The 23,153-nt window shown below is 60.3% G+C and carries 19 protein-coding genes; 13 read left to right on the forward strand and 6 right to left on the reverse strand.

Going from position 1 to position 23,153, the window contains the following annotated elements:
- The first annotated feature begins 12 nt into the window (after positions 1–12).
- The 3 genes from JJN09_RS02490 to JJN09_RS02500 all read left to right on the forward strand — a co-directional run bounded on the left by JJN09_RS02490 (position 13) and on the right by JJN09_RS02500 (position 2,832).
- Entirely contained in the window at positions 13–957 is a 945-nt protein-coding gene (locus JJN09_RS02490) for an ornithine cyclodeaminase family protein (protein ID WP_249485385.1), read from the forward strand.
- Between the two features lie 14 nt (positions 958–971).
- Positions 972–2,099 (forward strand): FAD-binding oxidoreductase, encoded by a 1,128-nt coding sequence (locus JJN09_RS02495; RefSeq protein WP_249485388.1) that lies wholly within the window; start codon positions 972–974, stop codon positions 2,097–2,099.
- 91 nt (positions 2,100–2,190) lie between these two features.
- The gene (locus tag JJN09_RS02500) at positions 2,191–2,832 is read left to right on the forward strand and encodes a transcriptional regulator (protein WP_249485390.1); all 642 of its coding nucleotides are present in this window, start codon (positions 2,191–2,193) and stop codon (positions 2,830–2,832) included.
- A gap of 139 nt (positions 2,833–2,971) precedes the next feature.
- On the opposite strand, the gene JJN09_RS02505 is transcribed toward JJN09_RS02500, so the two are convergent.
- The 6 genes from JJN09_RS02505 to JJN09_RS02530 form a co-directional block, all read right to left on the reverse strand.
- Positions 2,972–3,748 carry an ABC transporter substrate-binding protein gene (locus tag JJN09_RS02505; protein ID WP_249485392.1) on the reverse strand — a complete coding sequence of 259 codons (777 nt, stop codon included), beginning with the start codon at positions 3,746–3,748 and terminating at the stop codon, positions 2,972–2,974.
- Positions 3,749–3,930: 182 nt separating this feature from the next.
- Complete coding sequence (gene moaE / locus JJN09_RS02510; protein ID WP_085711692.1) at positions 3,931–4,383, reverse strand: molybdopterin synthase catalytic subunit MoaE; 453 nt, start codon at positions 4,381–4,383, stop codon at positions 3,931–3,933.
- Positions 4,384–4,386: 3 nt separating this feature from the next.
- Complete coding sequence (locus JJN09_RS02515; protein WP_249485394.1) at positions 4,387–4,629, reverse strand: MoaD/ThiS family protein; 243 nt, start codon at positions 4,627–4,629, stop codon at positions 4,387–4,389.
- Positions 4,626–5,099 carry a cyclic pyranopterin monophosphate synthase MoaC gene (gene moaC, locus JJN09_RS02520; protein WP_007957321.1) on the reverse strand — a complete coding sequence of 158 codons (474 nt, stop codon included), beginning with the start codon at positions 5,097–5,099 and terminating at the stop codon, positions 4,626–4,628. Before moaC ends, JJN09_RS02515 begins: the two co-directional genes overlap by 4 nt.
- 101 nt (positions 5,100–5,200) lie before the next feature.
- Positions 5,201–6,595: a PhoH family protein gene (locus JJN09_RS02525; RefSeq protein WP_249485396.1), complete on the reverse strand. Its 1,395-nt coding sequence runs from the start codon at positions 6,593–6,595 to the stop codon at positions 5,201–5,203.
- Positions 6,596–6,944: 349 nt separating this feature from the next.
- Positions 6,945–8,069 (reverse strand): polysaccharide deacetylase family protein, encoded by a 1,125-nt coding sequence (locus JJN09_RS02530; protein WP_249485398.1) that lies wholly within the window; start codon positions 8,067–8,069, stop codon positions 6,945–6,947.
- Positions 8,070–8,332: 263 nt separating this feature from the next.
- Between JJN09_RS02530 and yaaA the strand changes: the two genes are divergently transcribed.
- The 10 genes from yaaA to JJN09_RS02580 all read left to right on the forward strand — a co-directional run bounded on the left by yaaA (position 8,333) and on the right by JJN09_RS02580 (position 23,143).
- Entirely contained in the window at positions 8,333–9,112 is a 780-nt protein-coding gene (gene yaaA / locus JJN09_RS02535; protein ID WP_249485400.1) for a peroxide stress protein YaaA, read from the forward strand.
- Positions 9,113–9,922: 810 nt separating this feature from the next.
- On the forward strand, positions 9,923–11,239 hold the full coding sequence (locus JJN09_RS02540; protein ID WP_249485402.1) for a nucleotide sugar dehydrogenase: 1,317 nt from the start codon (positions 9,923–9,925) through the stop codon (positions 11,237–11,239).
- Positions 11,240–11,322: 83 nt separating this feature from the next.
- Positions 11,323–12,804 carry a mannuronan synthase gene (gene alg8 / locus JJN09_RS02545; protein WP_249485406.1) on the forward strand — a complete coding sequence of 494 codons (1,482 nt, stop codon included), beginning with the start codon at positions 11,323–11,325 and terminating at the stop codon, positions 12,802–12,804.
- Positions 12,805–12,839: 35 nt separating this feature from the next.
- Positions 12,840–14,009 carry an alginate biosynthesis protein Alg44 gene (locus JJN09_RS02550; protein WP_249485408.1) on the forward strand — a complete coding sequence of 390 codons (1,170 nt, stop codon included), beginning with the start codon at positions 12,840–12,842 and terminating at the stop codon, positions 14,007–14,009.
- 9 nt (positions 14,010–14,018) lie between these two features.
- Positions 14,019–15,530 carry an alginate biosynthesis TPR repeat lipoprotein AlgK gene (gene algK / locus JJN09_RS02555; RefSeq protein WP_302851953.1) on the forward strand — a complete coding sequence of 504 codons (1,512 nt, stop codon included), beginning with the start codon at positions 14,019–14,021 and terminating at the stop codon, positions 15,528–15,530.
- Positions 15,527–17,008: an alginate export family protein gene (locus JJN09_RS02560; RefSeq protein ID WP_249485414.1), complete on the forward strand. Its 1,482-nt coding sequence runs from the start codon at positions 15,527–15,529 to the stop codon at positions 17,006–17,008. Before algK ends, JJN09_RS02560 begins: the two co-directional genes overlap by 4 nt.
- Before the next feature lie 26 nt (positions 17,009–17,034).
- Positions 17,035–18,621 carry a mannuronan 5-epimerase AlgG gene (algG, locus tag JJN09_RS02565; protein ID WP_249485416.1) on the forward strand — a complete coding sequence of 529 codons (1,587 nt, stop codon included), beginning with the start codon at positions 17,035–17,037 and terminating at the stop codon, positions 18,619–18,621.
- Between the two features lie 10 nt (positions 18,622–18,631).
- Positions 18,632–20,083: an alginate O-acetyltransferase gene (locus JJN09_RS02570; protein WP_249485418.1), complete on the forward strand. Its 1,452-nt coding sequence runs from the start codon at positions 18,632–18,634 to the stop codon at positions 20,081–20,083.
- 8 nt (positions 20,084–20,091) lie between these two features.
- Positions 20,092–21,216 carry a mannuronate-specific alginate lyase gene (locus JJN09_RS02575; RefSeq protein ID WP_249485420.1) on the forward strand — a complete coding sequence of 375 codons (1,125 nt, stop codon included), beginning with the start codon at positions 20,092–20,094 and terminating at the stop codon, positions 21,214–21,216.
- A gap of 361 nt (positions 21,217–21,577) precedes the next feature.
- The gene (locus tag JJN09_RS02580) at positions 21,578–23,143 is read left to right on the forward strand and encodes an MBOAT family protein (protein WP_249485422.1); all 1,566 of its coding nucleotides are present in this window, start codon (positions 21,578–21,580) and stop codon (positions 23,141–23,143) included.
- Positions 23,144–23,153: the final 10 nt, after the last annotated feature.

Raw genomic sequence — 23,153 nt, forward strand, 5'->3', positions numbered from 1 at the left:
CCGGAATCCGACATGTCCAGTACGCCGTACGTGATTGATCAAACCCAGGCCCGTGAGCTTCTGGCCCGGATCGATGTACCGCAGATCCTGCGCAAGCTGTTCCGTGACCTGGCGGCAGGGCATGCGGTGCAACCGGCGCAGCAACTGGTGGAATTCCCCCAGGGCGCCGGGGACTTCATCAACTATCTGGGCGTGCTGGCCGAGGACGGCGTGTACGGGGTCAAGACTTCGCCGTACATCGTTCGCGAACAAGGCCCACTGGTGACGGCGTGGACGCTGCTGATGTCGATGCAGACCGGTCAGCCGCTGCTGCTCTGCGATGCCGGCGAACTGACCACTGCCCGCACGGCTGCAACCACAGCTGTCGCCGTCGACGCCCTCGCCCCTTTGAAAGCCTCGCGCCTGGCGATCATCGGCAGCGGCAAGGTCGCCCAGGCGCACCTGCATTACGTCAAGACGTTGCGCGAATGGCATAGCATCCGCGTGTATTCACCCACGTTGAGCGAAGACGCGGCAACCGCCAGCCTGCTGCAAACCCTCGATCCGCGCGTGAGCATCGCTGACAGCCGCGAGGCCGCCCTTGCCGACGCAGACGTGATCATGCTCTGCACCTCCTCCGCAGGACCTGTGATCGACCCGGCAACCTTGAGCAAACCGACGCTGATCACCTCGATCAGCACCAACGCACCGCGCGCCCACGAAGTGCCGCCGCAGAGCCTCAACGACATGCAGGTGTTCTGCGACTATCGTCTGACCACGCCGGGTTCGGCGGGTGAAATGCTGATCGCCAGTGAACAACATGGCTGGGACAACAGCGCGATCATCGGTGACCTCGCGGATCTGCTCAGCGAGAAAGTGCAGCGCCCCGGTTACGACCGTCACGTGTTCTTCCGCTCCATCGGTCTGGGTCTGGAAGACATCGCCCTGGCCAACGCCCTTTATCAATTGCAGCGCTGACACCGGAGATTTTCATGAGTCATGCAGATTTCATCATCATCGGCGGCGGGATTGCTGGCGCGTCCACCGGTTTCTGGCTGTCGCAACATGGCAAGGTCGTGGTGCTGGAGCGCGAATCGCATCCGGCCTATCACTCCACCGGGCGCTCGGCCGCGCTCTACTCCGCCGCTTACGGCAACCCGCAAGTGCGGGCATTGACCCAGGCCAGCCGCGAATTTTTCGACCATCCGCCCAGCGGCTTCTGTGAACACTCGCTACTGACTCCGCGCGGTGAAATGACTGTGGATTTCACCGGTGACGCCGCCGAACTGAACAATCAATACCTCAGCGCCAAAGCCACGGTGCCGGAAATGCAGTTGCTCAGTGCTGAAGAAGCCTGCGTGCGGCTGCCGATCCTGCGCCGGGAAAAGGTCCACGGCGCGATCTATGACCCAACCGCGAGCGACATCGACACCGACGCTCTGCATCAAGGCTATTTGCGCGGTATCCGCCGCAACAACGGGCAAGTCCTGACCGATTGCGAAGTGCTCGGGCTGAGCCGTGATGCCGACGGCGTCTGGCAAGTGCAGACCAACGGCCAGACGTTCAGCGCTCCCGTCGTGATCAACGCCGCAGGCGCCTGGGCCGACAAAGTCGGTGCCCTGGCCGGCGCCCGGTCGCTGGGCCTGCAACCGAAACGTCGCGCAGCGTTCATCTTCGCCGGCCCCGAAGGCGTGAACATTCACCACTGGCCGATGCTGGTCAGCCTCGACGAATCGTTCTACATGAAGCCCGACGCCGGCATGTTCCTCGGCTCCCCGGCCAACGCCGACCCGGTCGAGCCGCACGACGTGCAGCCCGAAGAACTGGACATCGCCATGGGCATCTACCAGATCGAAGAAGCGACGACTCTGACCATCCGCCGCCCGACCCGCACCTGGGCCGGCCTGCGCAGTTTCGTCGCCGACGGTGATTTGTTGTCCGGGTTCGATCCACAGGTGCCAGGACTGTTCTGGGTCGCGGCCCAGGGCGGTTACGGCATCCAGACTTCGCCGGCCATGGGCCAGGCCAGCGCGGCGCTGGTGCGTGGTGAGTCGCTGCCCGAGCACCTCAAGCAGTTCGGTCTGTCCGCCGCCATGCTCTCCCCTGCCCGTCTGGCCTGACCGCCCCCGGATGACGCGCCCAACGGATTGCGGCACACTCGCAACGCCCCCGGACCACGGGGGCGTTGACGTTGCCTGGAGCTCCACAGTTATGACCGCCCCCGAACAATCTCCTGAGCTGAATGACGCCGCGCTGGATAACTTCCACGCCATCGCCGACGCCATCGCCACCCTGTTCTTTCCCCACGCCGAAGTGGTGTTGCATGACCTGCGCACGCAGAAGGTCGACTACATCGCCAACAACCTGTCGAAACGGGTGATCGGCGATGAATCGTCGCTGGAAGACATGCTCAGCGACGACGTCAGCGAACGGAACATCGGCCCGTACGAAAAGCTCAATTGGGACGGCCAGAAGATTCGCAGCCTGAGCACGGTGCTACGCGACAGCGAAGGGCATCCGCTGGCGGTGTTGTGCATCAACCTGAATATTTCGCTGTTCGAGAACGCCAAAGCCGCGCTGGATCTGTTCCTCTCGCCGAGCAAACTGATTCCGCAACCGGATTCACTGTTTCGCGATGACTGGCAAGAACGGATCAACACCTTCCTGCACGCCTGGCTACGCGAGCGGCAACTGAGCCTGAATCTGCTGACCCGCGATCACAAACGCGAACTGGTGCTGGCACTGCACGCCGAAGGGGCGTTCAAGGGCAAGAGCGCCTCGAACTATGTGGCCAATGTGCTGAACATGGGGCGGGCGACGGTGTACAAGCATTTGAAGGAATTGAAGGGCTGAAGATTTGCGGTGAATGTTACGGCCTCATCGCTGGCAAGTCGAATCGTCGCACCGCAGCTCCCACAGATTCAGCGGTGATCACATATTTTGTGTACGACGCGGGCACTGTGGGAGCTGGCTTGCCAGCGATGGCGGACTATCAGTCGCCGTAGATGTCCGACTTGAAGTACTTCTCGGAAATTTTCTGATACTCGCCACTGGCGCGAATGCCGTCGATGGCGGTGTTCAGCTGGCTGACCAGTTCGGCGTTGCCCTTGCGCACCGCAATCCCGGCGCCCTCGCCCACGTATTTCGGATCCTTCAGTTCCGGCCCGACAAACGCGTAACCCTTGCCCCGAGGCATCGACAGGAAATCGTTCAGAGGGATGGTATCGGCAAAAATCGCATCGAGACGCCCGGCCGCCAGGTCCATGTAGATTTCTTCGTTGTTGCCATAGCGCTTGACGTTGATGCCCTTAGGCTCGAACACCTCGGTGGCGTAGCGATCAGTGGTGGTCGCACGCTGCACGCCGACAGTCTTGCCCTTGAGGCTGGCGTACTGGTCATCGACGGTCGCGCCTTCCTTCATTACCAGCCGCGACGAGGTGAAATAGTACTTGTGGGTGAAGTCCACGGACTTCTTGCGGTCTTCGTTGATGGTCATGGACGACAGCGCCATGTCGATTTTCTTCACTTTCAGGGAAGGAATCAGACCGTCGAACTCGCCCTCGACCCACACGCACTTGACCTGCATCTGCGCGCACAGGGCATTGCCGATGTCGTAGTCGAAACCGACGATTTCACCTTGGTCGGTCTTTGAGGCGAAGGGCGGATAAGCCGCTTCGATACCGATGCGCAGGGTTTTCTCGGCGGCAAACACGCTACTGCACGCCAACAGGCTCAGCGCCAGACCGGTGATGAGGGGGAATTTCTTCATGTTCGTTCTCTCGCGGGTTGTTGTTGGTTTGGCAAGACAGAAGAAAGAGCTGAATCGGGGAAATACTTTATTTGTACTTGTAAATCCATACTGGACTTTTACGTACAAGCCGTCAATTGGACAAACGCCATCGGCGTCAGCCGATGGTCGGGAGTCGAGGGGAGATTGATTGAGGAGAGGATTTACTGCTTCCAGCGATCCGCAGCGGCATGATCGCTGTCACGACCCTCGACCCAGCGCGGGCCGTCGCTGGTGTTCTCTTTCTTCCAGAATGGCGCGCGGGTTTTCAGGTAATCCATGACGAAGGCGCAGGCGTCGAATGCCGCCTGACGATGGGCGCTGGCGGCGCCGACGAACACGATCGGTTCGCCCGGCTCCAGCGCGCCGATGCGGTGCAGCACTTCCAGTTTCAACAACGGCCAACGCTGCTCGGCCTCGACGGCAATCTTGCCCAGGGCCTTTTCGGTCATGCCCGGATAGTGTTCGAGGAACATCCCGGCGACATCGAGCCCATCGTTGAAGTCGCGCACGTAGCCGACAAAACTCACCACCGCGCCGACGCCGACATTGGCCGCGTGCATCGCGTTGACTTCAGCACCGGGATCGAAAGCCGTGGACTGCACACGAATCGCCATGTCTCAGCCTCCGGTCACGGTGGGGAAAAACGCCACTTCGTCGCCATCGACCACCGGTTCGTCGAGCTGGCAAAGGTCTTCGTTGCGCGCGCACATCAGATTCTGTTCGCTCAACACCTCGGCGCCGTCACGCCTGGCGAGCAATGCGCGCACGTCGTCGACCGTTGCGAAATCGCCCTCGACCTTCACCGAATCCACGCCCAGCGCCTCACGGTAACGGGCAAAAAATTTCACGGTCAGGTTCATGGCTGCTCCGCCTGGAAATGCCCGCTCTTGCCGCCGACTTTCTCCAACAGACGCACGCTTTCGATGGTCATGCCCCGATCCACGGCTTTGCACATGTCGTAGATCGTCAGTGCGGCGACGCTGGCGGCGGTCAGCGCTTCCATTTCGACACCGGTCTGCCCGGACAGCTTGCAACGAGCCACGATGCGCACGGCATCGTCGCCTTCGGCGCTGAGCTCGACTTTGACGCCGGTGAGCATCAGCGGATGGCACAGCGGAATCAGGTCACTGGTTTTCTTTGCCGCCTGAATGCCGGCGATGCGCGCCACGGCGAACACGTCGCCCTTGGGATGGCCGCCGCTGACGATCATCTGCAGAGTATCGGGCAGCATGCGCACCAGCGCTTGGGCCGTCGCCTCGCGGAACGTCACGGCTTTTTCGGTGACGTCGACCATGTTGGCGCGACCTTGGGAATCGAGATGAGTCAGCACGGGATTACTCCTGATCAGGAGCACCGATTGTAAACCTGCGGGTCAAAATTCCGCACATAAAAAACCGGGCGACTTTGCAGTCGCCCGGTTCGTTTGGCGGGTTACAGATGCGATTCGGCGTATTCGGCCAGAATCGAACGTGGCACCCCTTGCAGCGTGATGTGCACACCGTTGGGGAAGTCTTTGAAGCGTTCGGTCAGGTAGGTCAGCCCGGAACTGGTCGCGGACAGGTAAGGGGTGTCGATCTGTGCCAGGTTGCCCAGGCACACCACTTTGGAACCGGCGCCAGCCCGGGTGATGATGGTTTTCATCTGGTGCGGCGTGAGGTTCTGGCATTCGTCGATCAGGATCAGGCTCTGCTGGAAGCTGCGACCGCGAATGTAGTTGAGCGATTTGAACTGCAACGGCACTTTGCTGAGGATGTAGTCGACGCTGCCATGGGTGTTTTCGTCATCCATGTGCAAGGCTTCGAGGTTGTCGGTGATGGCGCCCAGCCACGGCTCCATTTTTTCCGCCTCGGTGCCGGGCAGGAAGCCGATTTCCTGGTCCAGACCCTGCACGCTGCGGGTCGCGATGATGCGGCGATAACGCTTGCTGACCATGGTCTGCTCGATCGCAGCGGCCAGCGCCAGGATGGTCTTGCCGGAACCGGCGGCGCCGGACAGGTTGACCAGATGAATGTCAGGGTCGAGCAAGGCGTACAGCGCCAGGCTCTGGTAGATGTCACGCGGCTTCAGACCCCAGGCTTCCTGATGCAGCAAAGGTTCCTGGTGCAGATCGAGAATCAGCAGGCGGTCTTCTTCAATCTCCTTGATCCAGCCAACGAAGCCCTGTTCATCAATGATGAATTCGTTGATATGGACGGCAGGCAGGTTGTCGATCAGCTTCACCTGGTGCCAGGTGCGGCCATGATCCTGACGGGTTTCGACCTTGCTCACTAAGTCCCAGAAAGAGCCGGTCATGTTGTGATAACCGTTGGGCAGCAGGGACACGTCGTCGACCAACTGGTCGGTGCTGTAGTCCTCGGCCGCGATCCCGCAGGCGCGCGCCTTGAGGCGCATGTTGATGTCTTTGGTGACCAGCACCACCGGTTTCTTCGGATCACGGGCGTGCAGATCGATCAACTGGTTGATGATTTTGTTGTCGTTCAGGTGCTCGGGCAGAATCAGGTTCGACTCCGCCTGCTTGCTCATCAAAATTGACAGCAACCCCTTTGGCCCGCTCTTTCCGCGCTGGATCGGCACCCCTTGCTCGACGTCTTCGGGCGAGGCATCGCCCAGCGTCTTGTCGATCAGCCGGATGGCCTGGCGGCATTCGGCGGCCACGCTGTGATGCCCGCTCTTGAGTTTGTCCAGCTCTTCAAGCACGGTCATCGGGATCGCGACGTGGTGTTCTTCGAAATTCAGCAGGGCGTTTGGATCGTGAATCAGTACGTTGGTATCGAGTACATAAAGGATTGGCTGGTTGGAGGAAGGGCTACGTCCGTGATCATCCATACTCGGTCACCTTTGTGGGAGCCATTCGACGCAATACCTGGGCGGTGCTGCGCCTCGAAGTGACTGCCGAATCCACCTGCGTAGCTTTTGTTGGGGAAGCAGGTGAACTGCACACAAAATGGGTCTTGGGAGACGCCACCTGTGTTGCAGGTTTCGGCGGTCTGACTTCGTAATACTCCAAAACCCGTGACAGAAAAAAGCACTTTGACGCTTTTTTGAAGTTTATTTTGCAAAGTGACGAAAAGCCCTTGGCGGACCGCCCCGCCCCCGTTAGAGTCGGAAGTCCGCCTGCATCAAATTCTGCAAAAAATTCACTCCAAGCCCAATGTTTCCGGGCTCTTGCCGTTTGTCAGCGAAAAGCGTCCTGACAGTCTTCCCAGCCGATGCCGCTTTGTGCGGTTTGCGTGATCAGCCACGGCAACGCCGTCTTCACCGCATCCTGCTTCATGTTGAAATTGATCACCCCGTGACGCCACAACAGCATCAGGGTCAGCACCCGCTGTGCGCTCGGATTGCCCTTGAGCTTGCCCGCGCCGTCCTGGGCATCGATGTCCCACAGCGCCACTTGCAGGCCCTGATTGCGGAAGAAACTGCCAGCATCGCTGCGGCGCTGACCCTCCGGCGGACGGAACAGCGGCACGTAGTTTTCCGGCAACTTGTTTTTCACCAGATCGGCACTGCGGCGCACCGAATCCTGCCAGTCCTGCCAGTGGCTGTGGGAGCGAAACTCCCAGCCCTGCACACCCACGCAGAGTTTCGAGAATTCCGATTGCAGGTTGTTCACCGAGCGATCCGCCAACCGCGCCTGCACATCCTTGCCCAGCAAGAAGAAGGTGCCGCTCAGACTGGATTTGCGCAGGTAGTCGGCGATCCAGTCGGTGTTGTCCGGCTGCAGGTTCGCGGCGCTGTCGAAACTCAGCAGGAACAGCCGGTCGTGCATCTCGTCGCCATTGCGCTCGTAGTCGCCGAAATGATCGACTTCGCTGGTGGTTTGCGGCGACAGCGCTGCCTTGCGCAGCAGTTCATCCAAGTATTGCAGATGGAAGATCCGGCTCGGCTCGGCCCACTTGGTGTAATAGCTTTCATCGCTGACCACGAACTTGGCCGCCTGCTCACGCAGGGTCGGCAGGTCTTCGACGAGGAAGCAGAAGGAGGCGTCCTGATCGCAACTCTGTTGAGCGAAGTTGTAGTTGGTCAGTAGCCGCTGCCATAAACGCGCACGCAGGCTGTTGATCGCGTCCAGATTGACTGTGCGCAGCCCCAGGCGCTGGGCCAGCGCGGCCTCATCCAGCGCTTCGCTGCCCAGCAGGCTCCGGGCGAACATCAGGATTTCCGCCCGCGAGGCGACGTCGAACAGGGTCGGGTTGTCGAGTTTCTCCGGCCAGGTGCTGCGATCGAGCGTGGCAATATCGCCCGGCGCCGCAACAGCCCCGAAGCTCAACAGCCACACGGTGAATAAAAGAACAATGCGCAAAGGGGTGTCTCCATAACAAAACCCGCGCGGCACTATAGCTGATCCACAACCAATTCCCGCAGGCACACATACCCCTGTGGGAGCGAGCTTGCTCGCGATGGCGATATACCGGACGACAATTTCGGCGACTGACATGCCCTCATCGCGAGCAAGCTCGCTCCCACAGGGTAGGCGACACACCACCGATCACCTATGAGCCTGATAGCTGGAGTCATCCGCCCCAACCCCCTAGAATCGCCCCCACGATTAAAGGAGACGACTTCATGCTGATGGTGATTTCCCCCGCCAAGACCCTCGATTACGAAACACCGCCGGCGACCCAGCGCTTCACCCAGCCGCAGTACCTCGACCATTCCCAGGAGCTGATCCAGCAATTGCGCGAGCTGACGCCTGCGCAGATCAGCGATCTGATGCACGTCTCCGACAAGATCGGTGGCCTTAACGCCGCGCGTTTCGGCAGTTGGACGCCTGCGTTCACCACCGAGAACGCCAAACAGGCGCTGCTGGCCTTCAAGGGTGACGTCTACACCGGACTCGACGCCCAGAGCTTCAGCGAAGCCGATTTCGATTACGCGCAACAACATCTGCGCATGCTCTCCGGCCTCTACGGCCTGCTGCGCCCGCTCGACCTGATGCAACCTTATCGCCTGGAAATGGGCACCAAACTGCCTAACGCCCGCGGCAAGGACTTGTACGCATTCTGGGGCACGCGCATCAGCGAATGGCTGAACGAAGCGCTGGCCGATCAGGGCGATGATGTGCTGCTGAACCTGGCGTCCAACGAGTACTTCTCGGCGGTCAAACGCACAGCCCTGAACGCGCGGATCATCAACACCGAGTTCAAGGACCTGAAAAATGGCCAGTACAAGATCATCAGCTTCTACGCCAAGAAGGCTCGAGGCCTGATGAGCCGCTTCGTTATCCAGGAGCGCATTAACGATCCGGCCGCCCTCAAACAGTTCGATGTTCAGGGTTATCGCTACAGCGCCGAACAGTCGAAACCGGACAATCTGGTGTTTCTGCGCGACCACGCCCCGGAATAAAGCATGCCCATTGCACGACTCTTTAGAGAAAGAGTCGTGCAGCTCGCACGACGTCAAAAAAACCTCCTGCCCTTTCGCCGATTTATTGGCGCCATAAAAACACCACCTCCATTTCTATCTTTTCTTTCACTCGACAGTTGTCATTTTTTTCAGTAGTGGCACGTAAATTTTTTACCGGTAGTGGCACAAAACCATCTAACGCGATTATCTGCCTATCAATAAAGGGCGAAATCGAAAGTGCTATCAATATGAGAGCAGTGCCATCTTTCTCAATATTTCAAGAAATTTCAGATTTCGCGATGGGCGGACCGGAACTATGTCCAAATGCATAGCTCATACCACCGGTAACGATTCTCGCCGAACATGTACGAGATAACTTACGCAGAGATCAAAACCATGTAACCAAGTTGTCACAGCAACTTGCCTGAATGGATAACAACTCTGGACAACTATCGAAGGACAGGAGATACGCACCATCAATATCCCCTACAAGGCCAAGGCCGCGCCCCTATAAACGTGCTCGCCTGAGCACCCAACCGCTTGATCCACGGGCCTATGCCTGACATCGAGCGCGCAATACGAGATTGCACAAGAGTCCTCTTGCCAGAGGATCAGCTGCATAACAGGGCACGTCACAACAACAAGGCCTGGTTGCGCACATCTTGAGTGCACTTATTTAGACACTCGAAACTTAGTATGCCTGCACGCGGCATTGTGGCGCCTGCAAGTCACACTTTCGAGTGCACTAACACCGCTGAACACCATTAACTCCGGCCCTTTAACGGCCTGATATATACAGAGGTAATTGCGATGCGCATCAGCATATTTGGTTTGGGTTACGTCGGCGCAGTGTGTGCCGGTTGCCTGTCTGCACGGGGCCATGACGTGGTTGGCGTCGATGTTGCCAAAGACAAGATCGATATGATCAACGCTGGCAAATCTCCCATTGTCGAACCGGGCCTGGGCGAGTTGCTGGCGCAAGGGATCGAGACTGGTCGTCTGCGCGGTACGACCAACTTCGCCGAAGCGATTCGTGACACCGACCTGTCGATGATCTGCGTCGGCACGCCGAGCAAGAAGAACGGCGACCTGGAACTGAACTACATCGAAGCGGTGTGCCGCGAGATCGGTTTTGTCCTGCGTGAAAAATCCACCCGTCACACCATCGTCGTGCGCAGCACCGTGCTGCCGGGCACCGTGGCCAACGTGGTGATCCCGATCCTCGAAGACTGCTCCGGCAAGAAAGCCGGCGTTGATTTCGGTGTAGCCGTGAACCCTGAATTCCTGCGTGAATCCACCGCAATCGCCGACTACGACCTGCCACCGATGACCGTCATCGGCGAATTCGACAAGGCTTCGGGCGACGTTCTGCAATCGCTGTACGAAGAGCTCGACGCACCGATCATCCGCAAGGACATCGCCGTCGCCGAGATGATCAAGTACACCTGCAACGTCTGGCACGCAACCAAAGTGACCTTCGCCAACGAGATCGGCAACATCGCCAAAGCGGTGGGCGTCGATGGTCGCGAAGTGATGGACGTGGTCTGCCAGGACAAGACCCTCAACCTGTCCCAGTACTACATGCGCCCGGGTTTCGCCTTCGGCGGCTCGTGCCTGCCCAAAGACGTGCGCGCCCTGACGTACCGCGCCGGTTCCCTGGACGTCGAAGCGCCGCTGCTCAACTCGCTGATGCGCAGCAACGAATCGCAAGTGCAGAACGCCTTCGACATCGTTGAAAGCCACGACAAGCGCAAAGTCGCCCTGCTCGGCTTGAGCTTCAAGGCCGGCACCGACGACCTGCGCGAGAGCCCGCTGGTGGAACTGGCCGAGATGCTGATCGGCAAGGGTTACGACCTGAGCATCTACGACAGCAACGTCCAGTACGCCCGTGTCCACGGCGCGAACAAGGATTACATCGAGTCGAAGATCCCGCACGTCTCTTCCCTGCTCAACGCGGACTTCGATTCGGTGATCGACAACTCCGACGTGATCATCCTCGGCAACCGCGACGAGAAGTTCCGCGCGCTGGCCCAGCAGGCACCCCACGGCAAACAGGTCATCGACCTGGTCGGTTTCATGGCCAAGGCCACCGATACCGGCACCCGTACCGAAGGCATCTGCTGGTAACGCAGCAGCACGCTTCGAGCTTCAAGCCGCACGCCATGAATCGGCAGGCGGCTTGAAGCCCCCATCACCTTCGGATGACGGTCATGTCCAAGCTCAAACATTTTTTTCTGCAATCCGCCGGCTGGCTTTTGTTTCTGAGCCTGCTGATGGGCCTGGCCCTGATGCTGCCCACGTCCACGTTCGACTCCGAGTCGAAGGACTTCATTTTTCTGATTGGCGCCGTGGGTATCTGGCGCTATTCGATGGGTGCCACACACTTTGTGCGCGGCATGATTTTTCTCTACATCGTCTACCCGCACCTGCGCCGCAAAGTGCGCAAGCTGGGTAAAGCGGCGGACCCGTCGCATGTGTTTCTGATGGTCACCAGTTTTCGCATCGACGCGTTGACCACTGCGCAGGTTTACAGCTCGGTGATCCGCGAAGCCATCGACTGCGAACTGCCGACCACGGTGGTCTGCTCCATCGTCGAAATGTCCGATGAGTTGCTGGTCAAGGCGCTGTGGGCGCGGATGAATCCACCTGAACGCGTGAAGCTCGATTTCGTGCGTATTCCCGGCACCGGCAAGCGCGATGGCCTGGCTTATGGTTTCCGCGCGATCTCCCGCCACCTGCCGGACGACCGCGCCGTGGTGGCCGTGATCGACGGCGACACCGTGCTCGGCGAAGGCACCGTGCGCAAAACCGTGCCGTGGTTCCAGCTGTTCGGCAACGTCGGCGGCCTGACCACCAACGAGTTCTGCGAAGTGCGCGGCGGCTACATCATGAGCGAATGGCACAAGCTGCGTTTCGCCCAGCGCCACATCAACATGTGCTCGATGGCCCTGTCCAAGCGCGTGCTGACCATGACCGGCCGCATGTCGGTGTTCCGCGCCACCGTGGTCACCAATCCGGAATTTATCGCCGACGTTGAAAGCGACTCGCTGCAACACTGGCGTCTGGGCCGTTTCAAATTCTTGACCGGCGACGACAAGTCGAGCTGGTTCAGTCTGATGCGCCTGGGCTACGACACCTTCTACGTGCCGGATGCTGCGATCAACACCGTTGAACATCCGCCGGAAAAGAGCTTCATCAAGGCCAGTCGCAAACTGATGTTCCGCTGGTACGGCAACAACCTGCGGCAGAACTCCCGAGCCCTGGGCCTGGGTGTGAAACGCCTCGGTGCCTTCACCTCGGTGGTGCTGTTTGACCAGCGCGTATCGATGTGGACCTCTCTGCTGGGCCTGACCGTAGCGATCATCGCCAGCTTCAAATACGGCGGCGCGTTCATCCTCGCCTACCTGCTGTGGATCGGCATCACCCGTCTGATTCTGACGCTGCTGTTGTCCTGCTCCGGCCACCGCATCGGCCCGGCCTACCCGGTGATTCTCTATTACAACCAGATCGTCGGCGCGCTGGTGAAGATCTACGTGTTCTTCCGCCTCGATCAACAATCCTGGACTCGCCAGCCCACTTCCCTGACCCGTGACCTCGCCAGCTTTCAACGTTGGTTCAACACCTGGTCGTCTCGGACCATGACCTTCTCCGCCGGCAGCATTTTCGTCGCCGTGCTGCTGATGATGGTCTGACCCGCCCCTCTTGAATTAACAAGGAAATCGCCCCTATGAATACCGCCGTCAACGCCAACGTAGTGCATGAATCCGAAGCCCAGCGCCAGCACGCCCGAGTGAAAATCCCGGCCAAGCTGCGGTTCTTCGGTCCGGACCGGACACCGGTTGAAGCGCGGGTCATCGACCTGTCCGCCGGTGGTCTGGCGTTCAATGCCGGTCAGTTGCCGCTGACCCTTGGCGAGGTGCGCAAGGCACGTCTGCAATTCGTCATCGACAACCTCGGCATCGCCATGGACGTTGAACTGCAAGTGCGGTCCTACGACCGCCAGACCGGCCGCGCCGGTTGCCAGTTCCAGAACCTCGAACCGCAGGACATTTCGACCCTGCGTCACCTGATCACTTCGCACCTGGCCGGCGACATCGTCAGCATCGGTGAAGTACTGGCGACCCTGCAGCGCGACAACTTCACCAAGGCGCGCAAGGTCAAGGACGGCGGCCACGGCATGACCCCGTTCGGTCGCCTGAGAGCCGTGACGTTCAGCGCCGGTATCTTCGCGATCGGCCTGGTGGCAGCGGGTTTCGTCTTCAAATCGGTGTACAGCATGTACTTCGTCAGCCATGCACAGGCCGGTCTGGTCAGCGTACCGGGCATGAACATCACCATGCCCCGCGACGGCACCGTGCAGAGCCTGGTCAAGTCCGACGGCGTCGCCGCCAAAGGCGCACCGCTGGCGACTTTCAGCACCAGCATGCTCGACGTGCTCAAGGGCCATCTGGACGAAGATCAACTGCAACCGGCCAAGGTTGAAGAGCTGTTCGGCAAGCAGATGACCGGCACCCTGACCTCCCCTTGCGATTGCACCGTGGCCCAGCAACTGGTGGCTGACGGTCAATACGCAAGCAAAGGTGATGTGATCTTCTCGCTGGTGCCGCGCAACACCCAGGCTACCGTCGATGCGCGCTTCTCCTATCGCCAGTTCGGCGACGTGCGTCCGGGCACACCCGTGAACTTCCAGATCGCCGGCGAAGACAAGACCCGCACCGGCAAGATCGTCAGCAGCACCAGCCTGAAAAGCGCCGACCTGTCCTCCGACATCCGCGTGCAGATCCAGCCAGACGAGCCGCTGGACAGCAGCTTCGCCGGCCGCCCGGTGGAAGTGAACAGCGACCGTGGTCCGAACCTGAACTGGCTGATCGACAAAGCCATGGCTGCCGGTCTTTAAGTCGAGGACATGCCTGTGACTATCACCAGTCTTTTCAGAACGCCACGATCCCTGTGGGAGCTGGCTTGCCAGCGATCGGATCAATGCGGTCTTGCTGAAAAACCGAGTCGCCTGAATCGCTGGCAAGCCAGCTCCCACAAGGTTCATATGGTGTGTTCGCTGGCGCTGGCAGTCTCTCTTGCCGGTTGCGCCGGCCTGCCCGACCAGCGTCTGGCCAACGAAGCGCTCAAGCGCGGTGACACCGCGACCGCCGCGCAGAACTACCGTGCGCTGGCTGACCTGGGTTACAGCGAAGCTCAGGTGGGCCTTGCTGACATTCAGGTCGACAGCCGCGACCCCGCACAGATCAAACAGGCCGAAGCGACCTATCGCGCAGCGGCCGATGTTTCGCCGCGTGCGCAGGCTCGTCTCGGCCGCTTGCTGGTGGCCAAGCCCGGCTCCACCGAGGCCGAGCATCAGGAAGCCGAAACCCTGCTGAAGAAAGCCGCCGCCAATGGCGAAGGCAACACGCTGATTCCGCTGGCGATGCTTTACCTGCAATACCCGCACAGCTTCCCGAACATCAACGCCCAGCAGCAGATCGACCAGTGGCGCAAATCCGGCTACCCGGAAGCCGGTCTGGCCCAGGTGCTGCTGTATCGCACCCAGGGCACTTATGACCAGCATCTGGATGAGGTGGAAAAGATCTGCAAGGCCGCGCTCAACACCACCGACATCTGCTACGTCGAACTGGCCACGGTCTATCAGAAACGTGGCGCGCCGGAGCAACAGGCCGAGCTGATCAAACAGCTGCAGGCCGCCCACAGCCGTGGCAGCGTCAGCGCCCAGCGTGTGGATTCCGTGGCCCGAGTGCTCGCCGATTCGACCTTGGGCAAGACCGACGAAAAAACCGCGCAGTCGCTGCTCGAACCGATCGCTCCGGGCTACCCGGCGTCGTGGGTGACGCTGGCGCAATTGCTCTACGACTTCCCGGAACTGGGCGACACCGACCAGATGATGAAGTACCTCGACAACGGCCGCGCCGCCGACCAGCCGCGCGCCGAACTGTTGCTGGGCAAGCTCTACTACGAAGGCAAACTGGTGCCGGCCGACGCGAAAGTCGCCGAGGAACACTTCCAGAAAGCCGTCGGCCGCGAAGTCGCCGCCGATTACTACCTCGGCCAGATCTATCGCCGTGGCTACCTGGGCAAGGTCTACCCGCAGAAGGCCCTCGACCACCTGCTGACCGCTGCGCGCAACGGCCAGAACAGCGCCGACTTCGCCATCGCCCAGTTGTTTTCCCAAGGCAAGGGCACCAAACCCGACCCGCTCAACGCCTACGTGTTCAGCCAGTTGGCCAAGGCGCAAAACACCCCGCAAGCCGATGAGCTGGCGACCACCCTCGCGGCGCAATTGCCGCCCGAGCGCCTGGCCGAAGCCCAGCGTCTGTTGCAGCAGGAACAGGCCAGCCGAGGCGCCCTGAACCAGAACACGCTGCAACTGCACGCCCTGCAAGAAGAAGACGGCGAGGAAAAATTATGAAGTTGAATCCATTCGTGAAGGCCGGCATTGGCCTTTCGTTCGCGCTGATCTGGTCTTGCCCGACACTGGCCGCGATCACTGAAACCAAGAACTTCGGCCTCGAAGTGAAAATCACCGGCCAGTCCGAAGACGACCGTGACCTCGGCACCGCCAAGGGCGGCGACGTCAACGGCGTCGGCCTCGACCTGCGTCCGTGGGTCTATGGCGAAAGCGGCGCGTGGAGCGCCTACGCCATGGGTCAGGCGGTCGCCTCGAGCGACATCATCGAGACCGACACCCTGCAGCAATCCGACGGTGCCGAAAACACCGACAGCGGCGATCGCAAGACCAAGAAAAACTACCTGGCGATGCGCGAGTTCTGGGTCGGCTACAGCGGCTTCACGCCCTACCCCGGCGAGATGCTCAAGTTCGGTCGCCAGCGCCTGCGCAACGACGATGGCCAGTGGCGCGACACCAACATCGAAGCGCTGAACTGGACCTTCGACACCACGCTGCTGCGCGCCAACGCCGGTGTTGCCGAACGCTTCAGCGAATACCGCACCGACCTGAAAGAGCTGGCGCCGAAAGACAAGGATCGCCTGCACGCCTACGCCGATGCTGCCTATCAGTGGACGCCGGGCAACTGGGTCGGCATTCGCGGCCACCACACCCACGATGACGGCAAACTCGATTACGCCGAACCGGGCGTCCCCCGCGATTCGCTCGACAAGACCCAGAACGGCGACATCAGCTGGCTCGGCCTGACCGCCGACAGCGACGCCTACAACTGGCGCAACACCAACACCGTCAACTACTGGGGGAGCATCACCGGCATGAGCGGTGACCGCAATACGGTCAACCCGCTGAACGCCGATGGCAGCCGTCCGGCACAAGCCAAGCGCAGCGAAGACATCAACGGCTGGGCCACCGACATCGGCGTGCGCCTGCGCCTCGATCCGCAATGGCAGGTCGGTGCGGCGTATGCCCGCGCCAGTGCCGATTACGAACAGAACGGCTTGGAAAGCAACCGCTCGAACTACACCGGGACTCGCTCTCGCGTACACCGTTTCGGCGAGGCCTTCCGTGGCGAAATGAACAACATGCAGACCGCCACGCTGTTCGGCTCGTGGATGCTCAACGACCAGTACGACGCCAGCCTGATCTACCACAAGTTCTGGCGCGTGGACGGCAACAAGCCGGTCGGCAGCAACGGCATCAACGCCGTGGAAAACAACACCGACGACGTGACCGGCGCAATCCTCTCCAGCACCTCGCTGCCACTGCAGGACGGCAACAAGGATCTGGGCCAGGAAATGGATCTGGTGGTCACCAAGTACTTCAAGCAAGGCTTGCTGCCGGCGGCGCTGAGCCAGTCGATCGACGAGCCGGCGGCGCTGGTGCGCTTCCGTGGCGGCGTGTTCAAGCCGGGTGATGCCTATGGCAGCCAGGTCGATTCGTACATGCACCGCGCGTTCATCGACGTGATCTGGCGCTTCTGATGCTGACCGTCAAGGGAGTGCCCGACATGAACAGTGCCCGCAAAGGCTCACTCAGCCTGCTGGCCGGCGCGATGCTGCTGGCCTCGGCTGGCGCCTTCGCCAACGTGGAGCCGGCTGCCCCTCAACAAGGCAAACCTGTGACCACGGCGAAAGAGCTGCAACAGGCCAAGACCTACACCGTCAGCAGCGCCCCGACCGAGGCGCTGGAGCTGGCCAAGCCGAAACTGCCCGACCTCTCCGGCTACACCGCCGAAGCCGCCGCCGCGAAAATCGTGCGCAGCAAACCGGGCAAGATCAGTGTGCGCCGGATGATGCAGGAAGACGCCCTGAAGGATTTCATCGGCGGCGACAACAAGATGGCCGAATGGGTGGTGCGTCAGCACGGCATCCCGCAGGCGATCTTCGTCGACGACGGCTACATGAACCTGAAAGAGCTGGCGCAGAAACTGCCCAAGCAGTACTTCAGCGAAACCTCGCCGGGCGTGTATCTGGCCAAATTGCCAATCGTGGTCGGCCGCAAAGGCATCCTCGAAATCGACGGCCAGACCCAGGAATTGCGCCTTTCCCAGGAGGCCGGTTCGTTCCTGGTCAACGACGGCCAGTTGTTCGTGCGTGACACCAAAGTCACCGGCTGGCGCGAGAAGGAAAACGGTCCGGCAACGTTCCGTTCGCCGAAGGAATTCCGTCCGTTCCTGCTGGCCTGGGGCGGCACCGAGACGTACATCGTCAACAGCAAGATGGCCAGTTTCGGCTACGCCAACAGTAAGTCGTACGGGGTGAGTATTTCCCAGTACACGCCGAATATGGCCAAGGTGCTCAAGCGTCCGGAACCGACCGGCTGGATCGTCGGGTCTGAGTTCTCGGACATGTGGTACGGCTTCTACTGCTATGAGACCCGCGACTTCGTGGTCAAGGGCAACACCTACAAGGACAACATCGTCTACGGCATCGACCCCCACGACCGTTCCCACGGCCTGATCATTGCCGAGAATACCGTCCATGGGACGAAGAAGAAGCACGGGATCATCATTTCCCGCGAGGTGAACGACAGCTTCATCTTCAACAACAAGAGTTTCGACAACCACCTCTCGGGCCTGGTGATCGACCGTAACAGCGTGAACAACATCATTGCCTACAACGAGATCTACAAGAACCACACCGACGGCATCACGCTTTACGAGTCCGCCGACAACCTGCTGTGGGGCAACAAGGTCATCAGCAACAAGCGCCACGGCATCCGCATTCGTAACAGCGTGAACATCCGCCTCTACGAAAACGTCGCCATGGCCAACGGCTTGACCGGCGTCTACGGCCACATCAAGGACCTGACCGACACCGACCGCGACATCAAGCTCGACCCGTTCGACGCTCAGGTTTCGCTGATTGTGGTCGGCGGTGAACTGGCGGCCAACGGCAGCGGCCCGCTGTCAATCGATTCGCCCTTGAGTGTCGAGCTGTATCGCGTGTCGATGCTGGCGCCGACCAAATCCAGCGGCATCAGCTTCAACGGCATCCTCGGCGAACGTCAGGATGAAATTCTCGACCTGCTGGTGCGCCAGCAGAAAGCCGTGCTGATCGACCCTGTCGAACGCCAGACCGAAATGCGGGACTGAGGACAATTTTATGCACCCACACTTGATCAAGTTACTCAGCCTGTCGGCCCTGACCGTGGGCATTCTCGCGGCCAGCAATGGCGCCCGTGCGGACGAAGTGAAAGCCCCCGAGTTCACCGCTGAACCGTGCTGCAGCCTGTGCCCGGCAGCGCATGATGCGAAGAACTACACCACCCGTTACCAGCAGAACTTCACCACGCTGGTGCAGGCGCAGGGCGACTGGTTGTTCCGGACCCAGGAAGATTTGCGCACCGAGTTCAACACCACGCCGTCCGGCTACAAGCGCCTGCAACAGCTGCACGATGCGTTCAAGGCCAAAGGTGTCGAACTGGTGATCGTCTACCAGCCGACCCGCGGCCTGGTGAACCGCAACAAGCTCAATCCATCAGAAAAAGCGGCGTTCGATTACGAGAAAGCGCTGGGCAACTACAAGACCATGCTCGGCCGTTTCGCGCAGATGGGTTACGTGGTGCCGGACCTGTCGCCGCTGACCAACGAATCGCTGCCGGACACCCTGCCCGCTCACGATTTCTACTTCCGTGGCGACCAGCACTGGACGCCATACGGCGCCCAGCGCACGGCGAAAATCGTCGCCGAGAAGGTCAAGCAGATCCCGGCCTTTGCCGACATTCCCAAGCGTGAATTCGAAACCACACGCTCCGGGCGCATGGGCAAGACCGGCACCCTGCACAACATGGCCGGGCAACTGTGCGGCACCAGTTACGCGATCCAGTACATGGATCAGTTCACCACCGAGCCGAAAGGTGAAGCCGGTGACGGCGATCTGTTCGGCGATTCCGGCAACCCGCAGATCACCCTCGTGGGTACTTCGCACAGCGGCAAGAACTACAACTTCGCCGGGTTCCTCGAAGAAGCCATCGGCGCCGACATTCTCAACGTCGCCTTCCCCGGCGGCGGTCTGGAAGGTTCGATGTTGCAGTACCTGGGCAGCGACGAATTCCAGAAGACTCCGCCGAAGATTCTCATCTGGGAATTCTCGCCGCTGTACCGCCTCGACCAGGAAACCATCTATCGCCAGATGATGTCCCTGCTCGACAACGGCTGCGAAGGCAAAGACGCGCAAATGTCCGCCAGCACCACACTCAAACCCGGCGGCAAACAAGAACTGCTGGTCAACAGCAAGAACCTGAATCTGCAGAACAGCAGCCATCAGGTCGACATCCGCTTCGCCGATCCCTCGGTGAAAACCCTGCAAGCCACCCTCTGGTACATGAACGGTCGCCACGAGGACATCAAGATCGAGAAACCGGAAACCTCCGACACCGACGGTCGTTTCGCCTTTGAGTTGCGCACGGACGAAGACTGGGCCTCGCAAAACCTGCTGGCGGTTGAAGTCCAGGGCCCTGAAGCGGGCACCGCGCCACAGAAAGTCGAAGCGAAAATCTGCAAACGCAACGTATTCCCGGGCGCTGGGCCACAAACCGCTCAGGTCGGGCAATGAGGTCTGCTATGCGAAATCCGAAATTGAAATCCTTACTGGCACCGACGCTCCTGAGCCTGGCGATGTTCGCCGGGGTCACTCAGGCCGCCGCGCCACTGCGTCCCCCTCAGGGCTACTTTGCGCCTGTGGATAAATTCAAGACCGGCGACAAAAGCGAAGGCTGCGATGCCATGCCGATGCCATACACCGGGCCGCTGCAATTTCGCAGCAAATACGAAGGCTCGGACAAGGCCCGCGCCACGCTGAACGTGCAGTCGGAAAAAGCTTTCCGCGACACCACCAAAGACATCACCACCCTGGAGCGCGGCACGGCCAAACGGGTGATGCAGTTCATGCGCGACGGTCGTCCTGAGCAACTCGATTGCACACTGAACTGGCTCACCGCCTGGGCCAAGGCCGACGCGTTGATGTCGAAGGACTTCAATCACACCGGCAAATCGATGCGCAAATGGGCGCTGGGCAGCATGGCCTCTTCATACATTCGCCTGAAGTTCTCCGACTCCCATCCGCTGGCACAGCATCAGCAGGAAGCGCAGTTGATCGAGGCCTGGTTCAGCAAGATGGCCGATCAGGTGGTCAGCGACTGGGACAACCTGCCGCTGGAAAAAACCAACAACCACTCGTACTGGGCGGCGTGGTCGGTGATGGCGACATCAGTCGCGACCAACCGCCGCGACCTGTTCGATTGGGCGGTCAAGGAATACAAGGTCGGCGCCAATCAGGTCGATGCCGACGGCTACCTGCCGAACGAACTCAAGCGCCAGCAACGCGCCCTCGCCTACCACAACTACGCCCTGCCGCCGCTGGCGATGATCGCCAGTTTTGCCCGGGTCAACGGTGTGGATCTGCGTCAGGAAAACAACGGCGCGCTGAAGCGTTTGGGTGACCGGGTGCTGGCCGGGGTGAAAGATCCCGAGGACTTCGAGAAGAAGAACGGCAAAGAGCAGGACATGACCGATTTGAAAGAGGACATGAAATTCGCCTGGCTTGAGCCGTTTTGCACGCTCTACACCTGTTCGCCGGATGTGCTGGAGAAGAAGCACGGCATGCAGCCGTTCAAGACCTTCCGCCTTGGCGGCGACCTGACCAAGGTCTACGACCCGTCCCATGAAAAGGGCAACAAGGGATCGTGAAAAGCGAAAGGCAAAAGCCCCTCACCCTAGCCCTCCCGAAACGTCGGACCGCCCGGAGGGAGAGGGGACTGACCGAGGTGCTTTTGAGAGATCCGCCGACCTGAGCTAACGAGTCGTTCTCAAGTTCTGAAAGCGACCGAGACCAGGATCCATTGGCTGCAAAGTAATACCAGGTCGATCTCCAGTTTTGAAACCTCTGGAGATCAGGCGCCCTCTCCCTCCGGGAGAGGGCGGGGGGTGAGGGCTGCGGTCGCAAGGCCACCCACACCCTCGAAGAAACACCGTTTCACCCCTCCAACACCACGGGGGGTTTGGGGGGGCTTTGGCCCTTGACTGTTGGTTCAAACATGGAGAGATCGGGATGGTATTTTCATCCAACGTGTTCCTGTTTCTGTTCTTGCCGATCTTTCTCGGCTTGTACTACCTGAGCGGGCAACGCTATCGCAACCTGCTGCTGCTGATCGCCAGCTACGTGTTCTACGCGTGGTGGCGGGTGGACTTCCTGGCGCTGTTCGCCGGCGTCACCCTGTGGAACTACTGGATCGGCCTCAAAGTCGGCGCCGCCGGCGTGCGCACCAAACCGGCCCAGCGCTGGCTGTTGCTCGGCGTGGCGGTGGATCTGTGCATCCTCGGCTACTTCAAGTACGCCAACTTCGGCGTCGACAGCATCAACGCGATGATGACGTCGGTCGGTCTGGAACCGTTCATCCTGACCCACGTGCTGTTGCCGATCGGTATCTCGTTCTACATCTTCGAGTCGATCAGCTACATCATCGACGTCTACCGCGGCGACACCCCGGCCACCCGCAACCTGATCGACTTCGCGGCGTTCGTGGCGATCTTCCCGCACCTGATCGCCGGTCCCGTGTTGCGTTTCCGTGACCTGGCCGACCAGTTCAACAATCGCACCCACACCCTCGACAAGTTCTCCGAGGGCTGCACGCGGTTCATGCAGGGTTTCATCAAGAAGGTGTTCATCGCCGACACCCTCGCCGTTGTTGCCGATCACTGCTTCGCCCTGCAAAACCCGACCACGGGCGATGCCTGGCTCGGCGCGCTGGCCTACACCGCGCAGCTGTATTTCGACTTCTCGGGTTACAGCGACATGGCCATCGGCCTGGGCCTGATGATGGGTTTCCGCTTCATGGAAAACTTCAAGCAGCCGTACATCAGCCAGTCGATCACCGAATTCTGGCGCCGCTGGCACATCAGCCTGTCTACCTGGCTGCGTGACTACCTCTACATCACCCTCGGCGGCAACCGCAAAGGCACGCTGATGACCTATCGCAACCTGTTCCTGACCATGCTGCTCGGTGGTCTGTGGCACGGCGCGAACATCACCTACATCGTCTGGGGTGCGTGGCACGGCATGTGGCTGGCGATCGAGAAAATGCTCGGCCTCAACACTTCGCCACGCAGCCTCAACCCGATCCGCTGGGCGCTGACCTTCCTGTTGGTGGTCATGGGCTGGGTGATCTTCCGCGCCGAGAACCTGCACGTTGCCGGGCGCATGTACGGCGGAATGTTCAGCTTCGGCGACTGGTCGCTGTCGGAACTCAATCAGGCCAGCCTCACCGGTCTGCAAGTGGCAACCCTGGTGGTGGCTTACGTGACCCTGGCGTTCTTCGGCCTGCGTGATCTGTACACCAATCAGCCTCCGGTGAAGACCAAACCTGTGGTCAACGTCGAAAGCGACGGCCCTGCCGGTGCTCAACCGGGCCTGATAAAGGCTGCTCCGGGCGAAAACCCGACGAGCATTCACGAACCTGGCTACACCGTCGGCGTCGACGCCCTGGTGCAACCGGCGTACTGGACGGCGGACTGGTCGCGCTACGTGATGCGCGGTCTGATCCTGCTGCTGTTCATCGCCTCGATTCTCAAACTCTCGGCGCAAAGCTTCTCGCCGTTCCTTTACTTCCAGTTCTGAGGGATCTGAC

Source organism: Pseudomonas sp. HS6, assembly GCF_023375815.1.
GTDB lineage: Bacteria > Pseudomonadota > Gammaproteobacteria > Pseudomonadales > Pseudomonadaceae > Aquipseudomonas.

Coding starts and splice junctions, on each gene's coding strand:
- JJN09_RS02505 (WP_249485392.1), bottom strand. CDS start 3,748: ATGAAGAAATTCCCCCTCATCACCGGTCTGGCGCTGAGCCTGTTGGCG.
- JJN09_RS02560 (WP_249485414.1), top strand. CDS start 15,527: ATGAAGTTGAATCCATTCGTGAAGGCCGGCATTGGCCTTTCGTTCGCG.
- algG (WP_249485416.1), top strand. CDS start 17,035: ATGAACAGTGCCCGCAAAGGCTCACTCAGCCTGCTGGCCGGCGCGATG.
- JJN09_RS02495 (WP_249485388.1), top strand. CDS start 972: ATGAGTCATGCAGATTTCATCATCATCGGCGGCGGGATTGCTGGCGCG.
- JJN09_RS02550 (WP_249485408.1), top strand. CDS start 12,840: ATGAATACCGCCGTCAACGCCAACGTAGTGCATGAATCCGAAGCCCAG.
- JJN09_RS02580 (WP_249485422.1), top strand. CDS start 21,578: ATGGTATTTTCATCCAACGTGTTCCTGTTTCTGTTCTTGCCGATCTTT.
- yaaA (WP_249485400.1), top strand. CDS start 8,333: ATGCTGATGGTGATTTCCCCCGCCAAGACCCTCGATTACGAAACACCG.
- JJN09_RS02575 (WP_249485420.1), top strand. CDS start 20,092: ATGCGAAATCCGAAATTGAAATCCTTACTGGCACCGACGCTCCTGAGC.
- JJN09_RS02490 (WP_249485385.1), top strand. CDS start 13: ATGTCCAGTACGCCGTACGTGATTGATCAAACCCAGGCCCGTGAGCTT.
- JJN09_RS02515 (WP_249485394.1), bottom strand. CDS start 4,629: ATGAACCTGACCGTGAAATTTTTTGCCCGTTACCGTGAGGCGCTGGGC.
- algK (WP_302851953.1), top strand. CDS start 14,019: ATGCCTGTGACTATCACCAGTCTTTTCAGAACGCCACGATCCCTGTGG.
- moaE (WP_085711692.1), bottom strand. CDS start 4,383: ATGGCGATTCGTGTGCAGTCCACGGCTTTCGATCCCGGTGCTGAAGTC.
- JJN09_RS02525 (WP_249485396.1), bottom strand. CDS start 6,595: ATGGATGATCACGGACGTAGCCCTTCCTCCAACCAGCCAATCCTTTAT.
- JJN09_RS02500 (WP_249485390.1), top strand. CDS start 2,191: ATGACCGCCCCCGAACAATCTCCTGAGCTGAATGACGCCGCGCTGGAT.
- JJN09_RS02540 (WP_249485402.1), top strand. CDS start 9,923: ATGCGCATCAGCATATTTGGTTTGGGTTACGTCGGCGCAGTGTGTGCC.
- JJN09_RS02570 (WP_249485418.1), top strand. CDS start 18,632: ATGCACCCACACTTGATCAAGTTACTCAGCCTGTCGGCCCTGACCGTG.
- alg8 (WP_249485406.1), top strand. CDS start 11,323: ATGTCCAAGCTCAAACATTTTTTTCTGCAATCCGCCGGCTGGCTTTTG.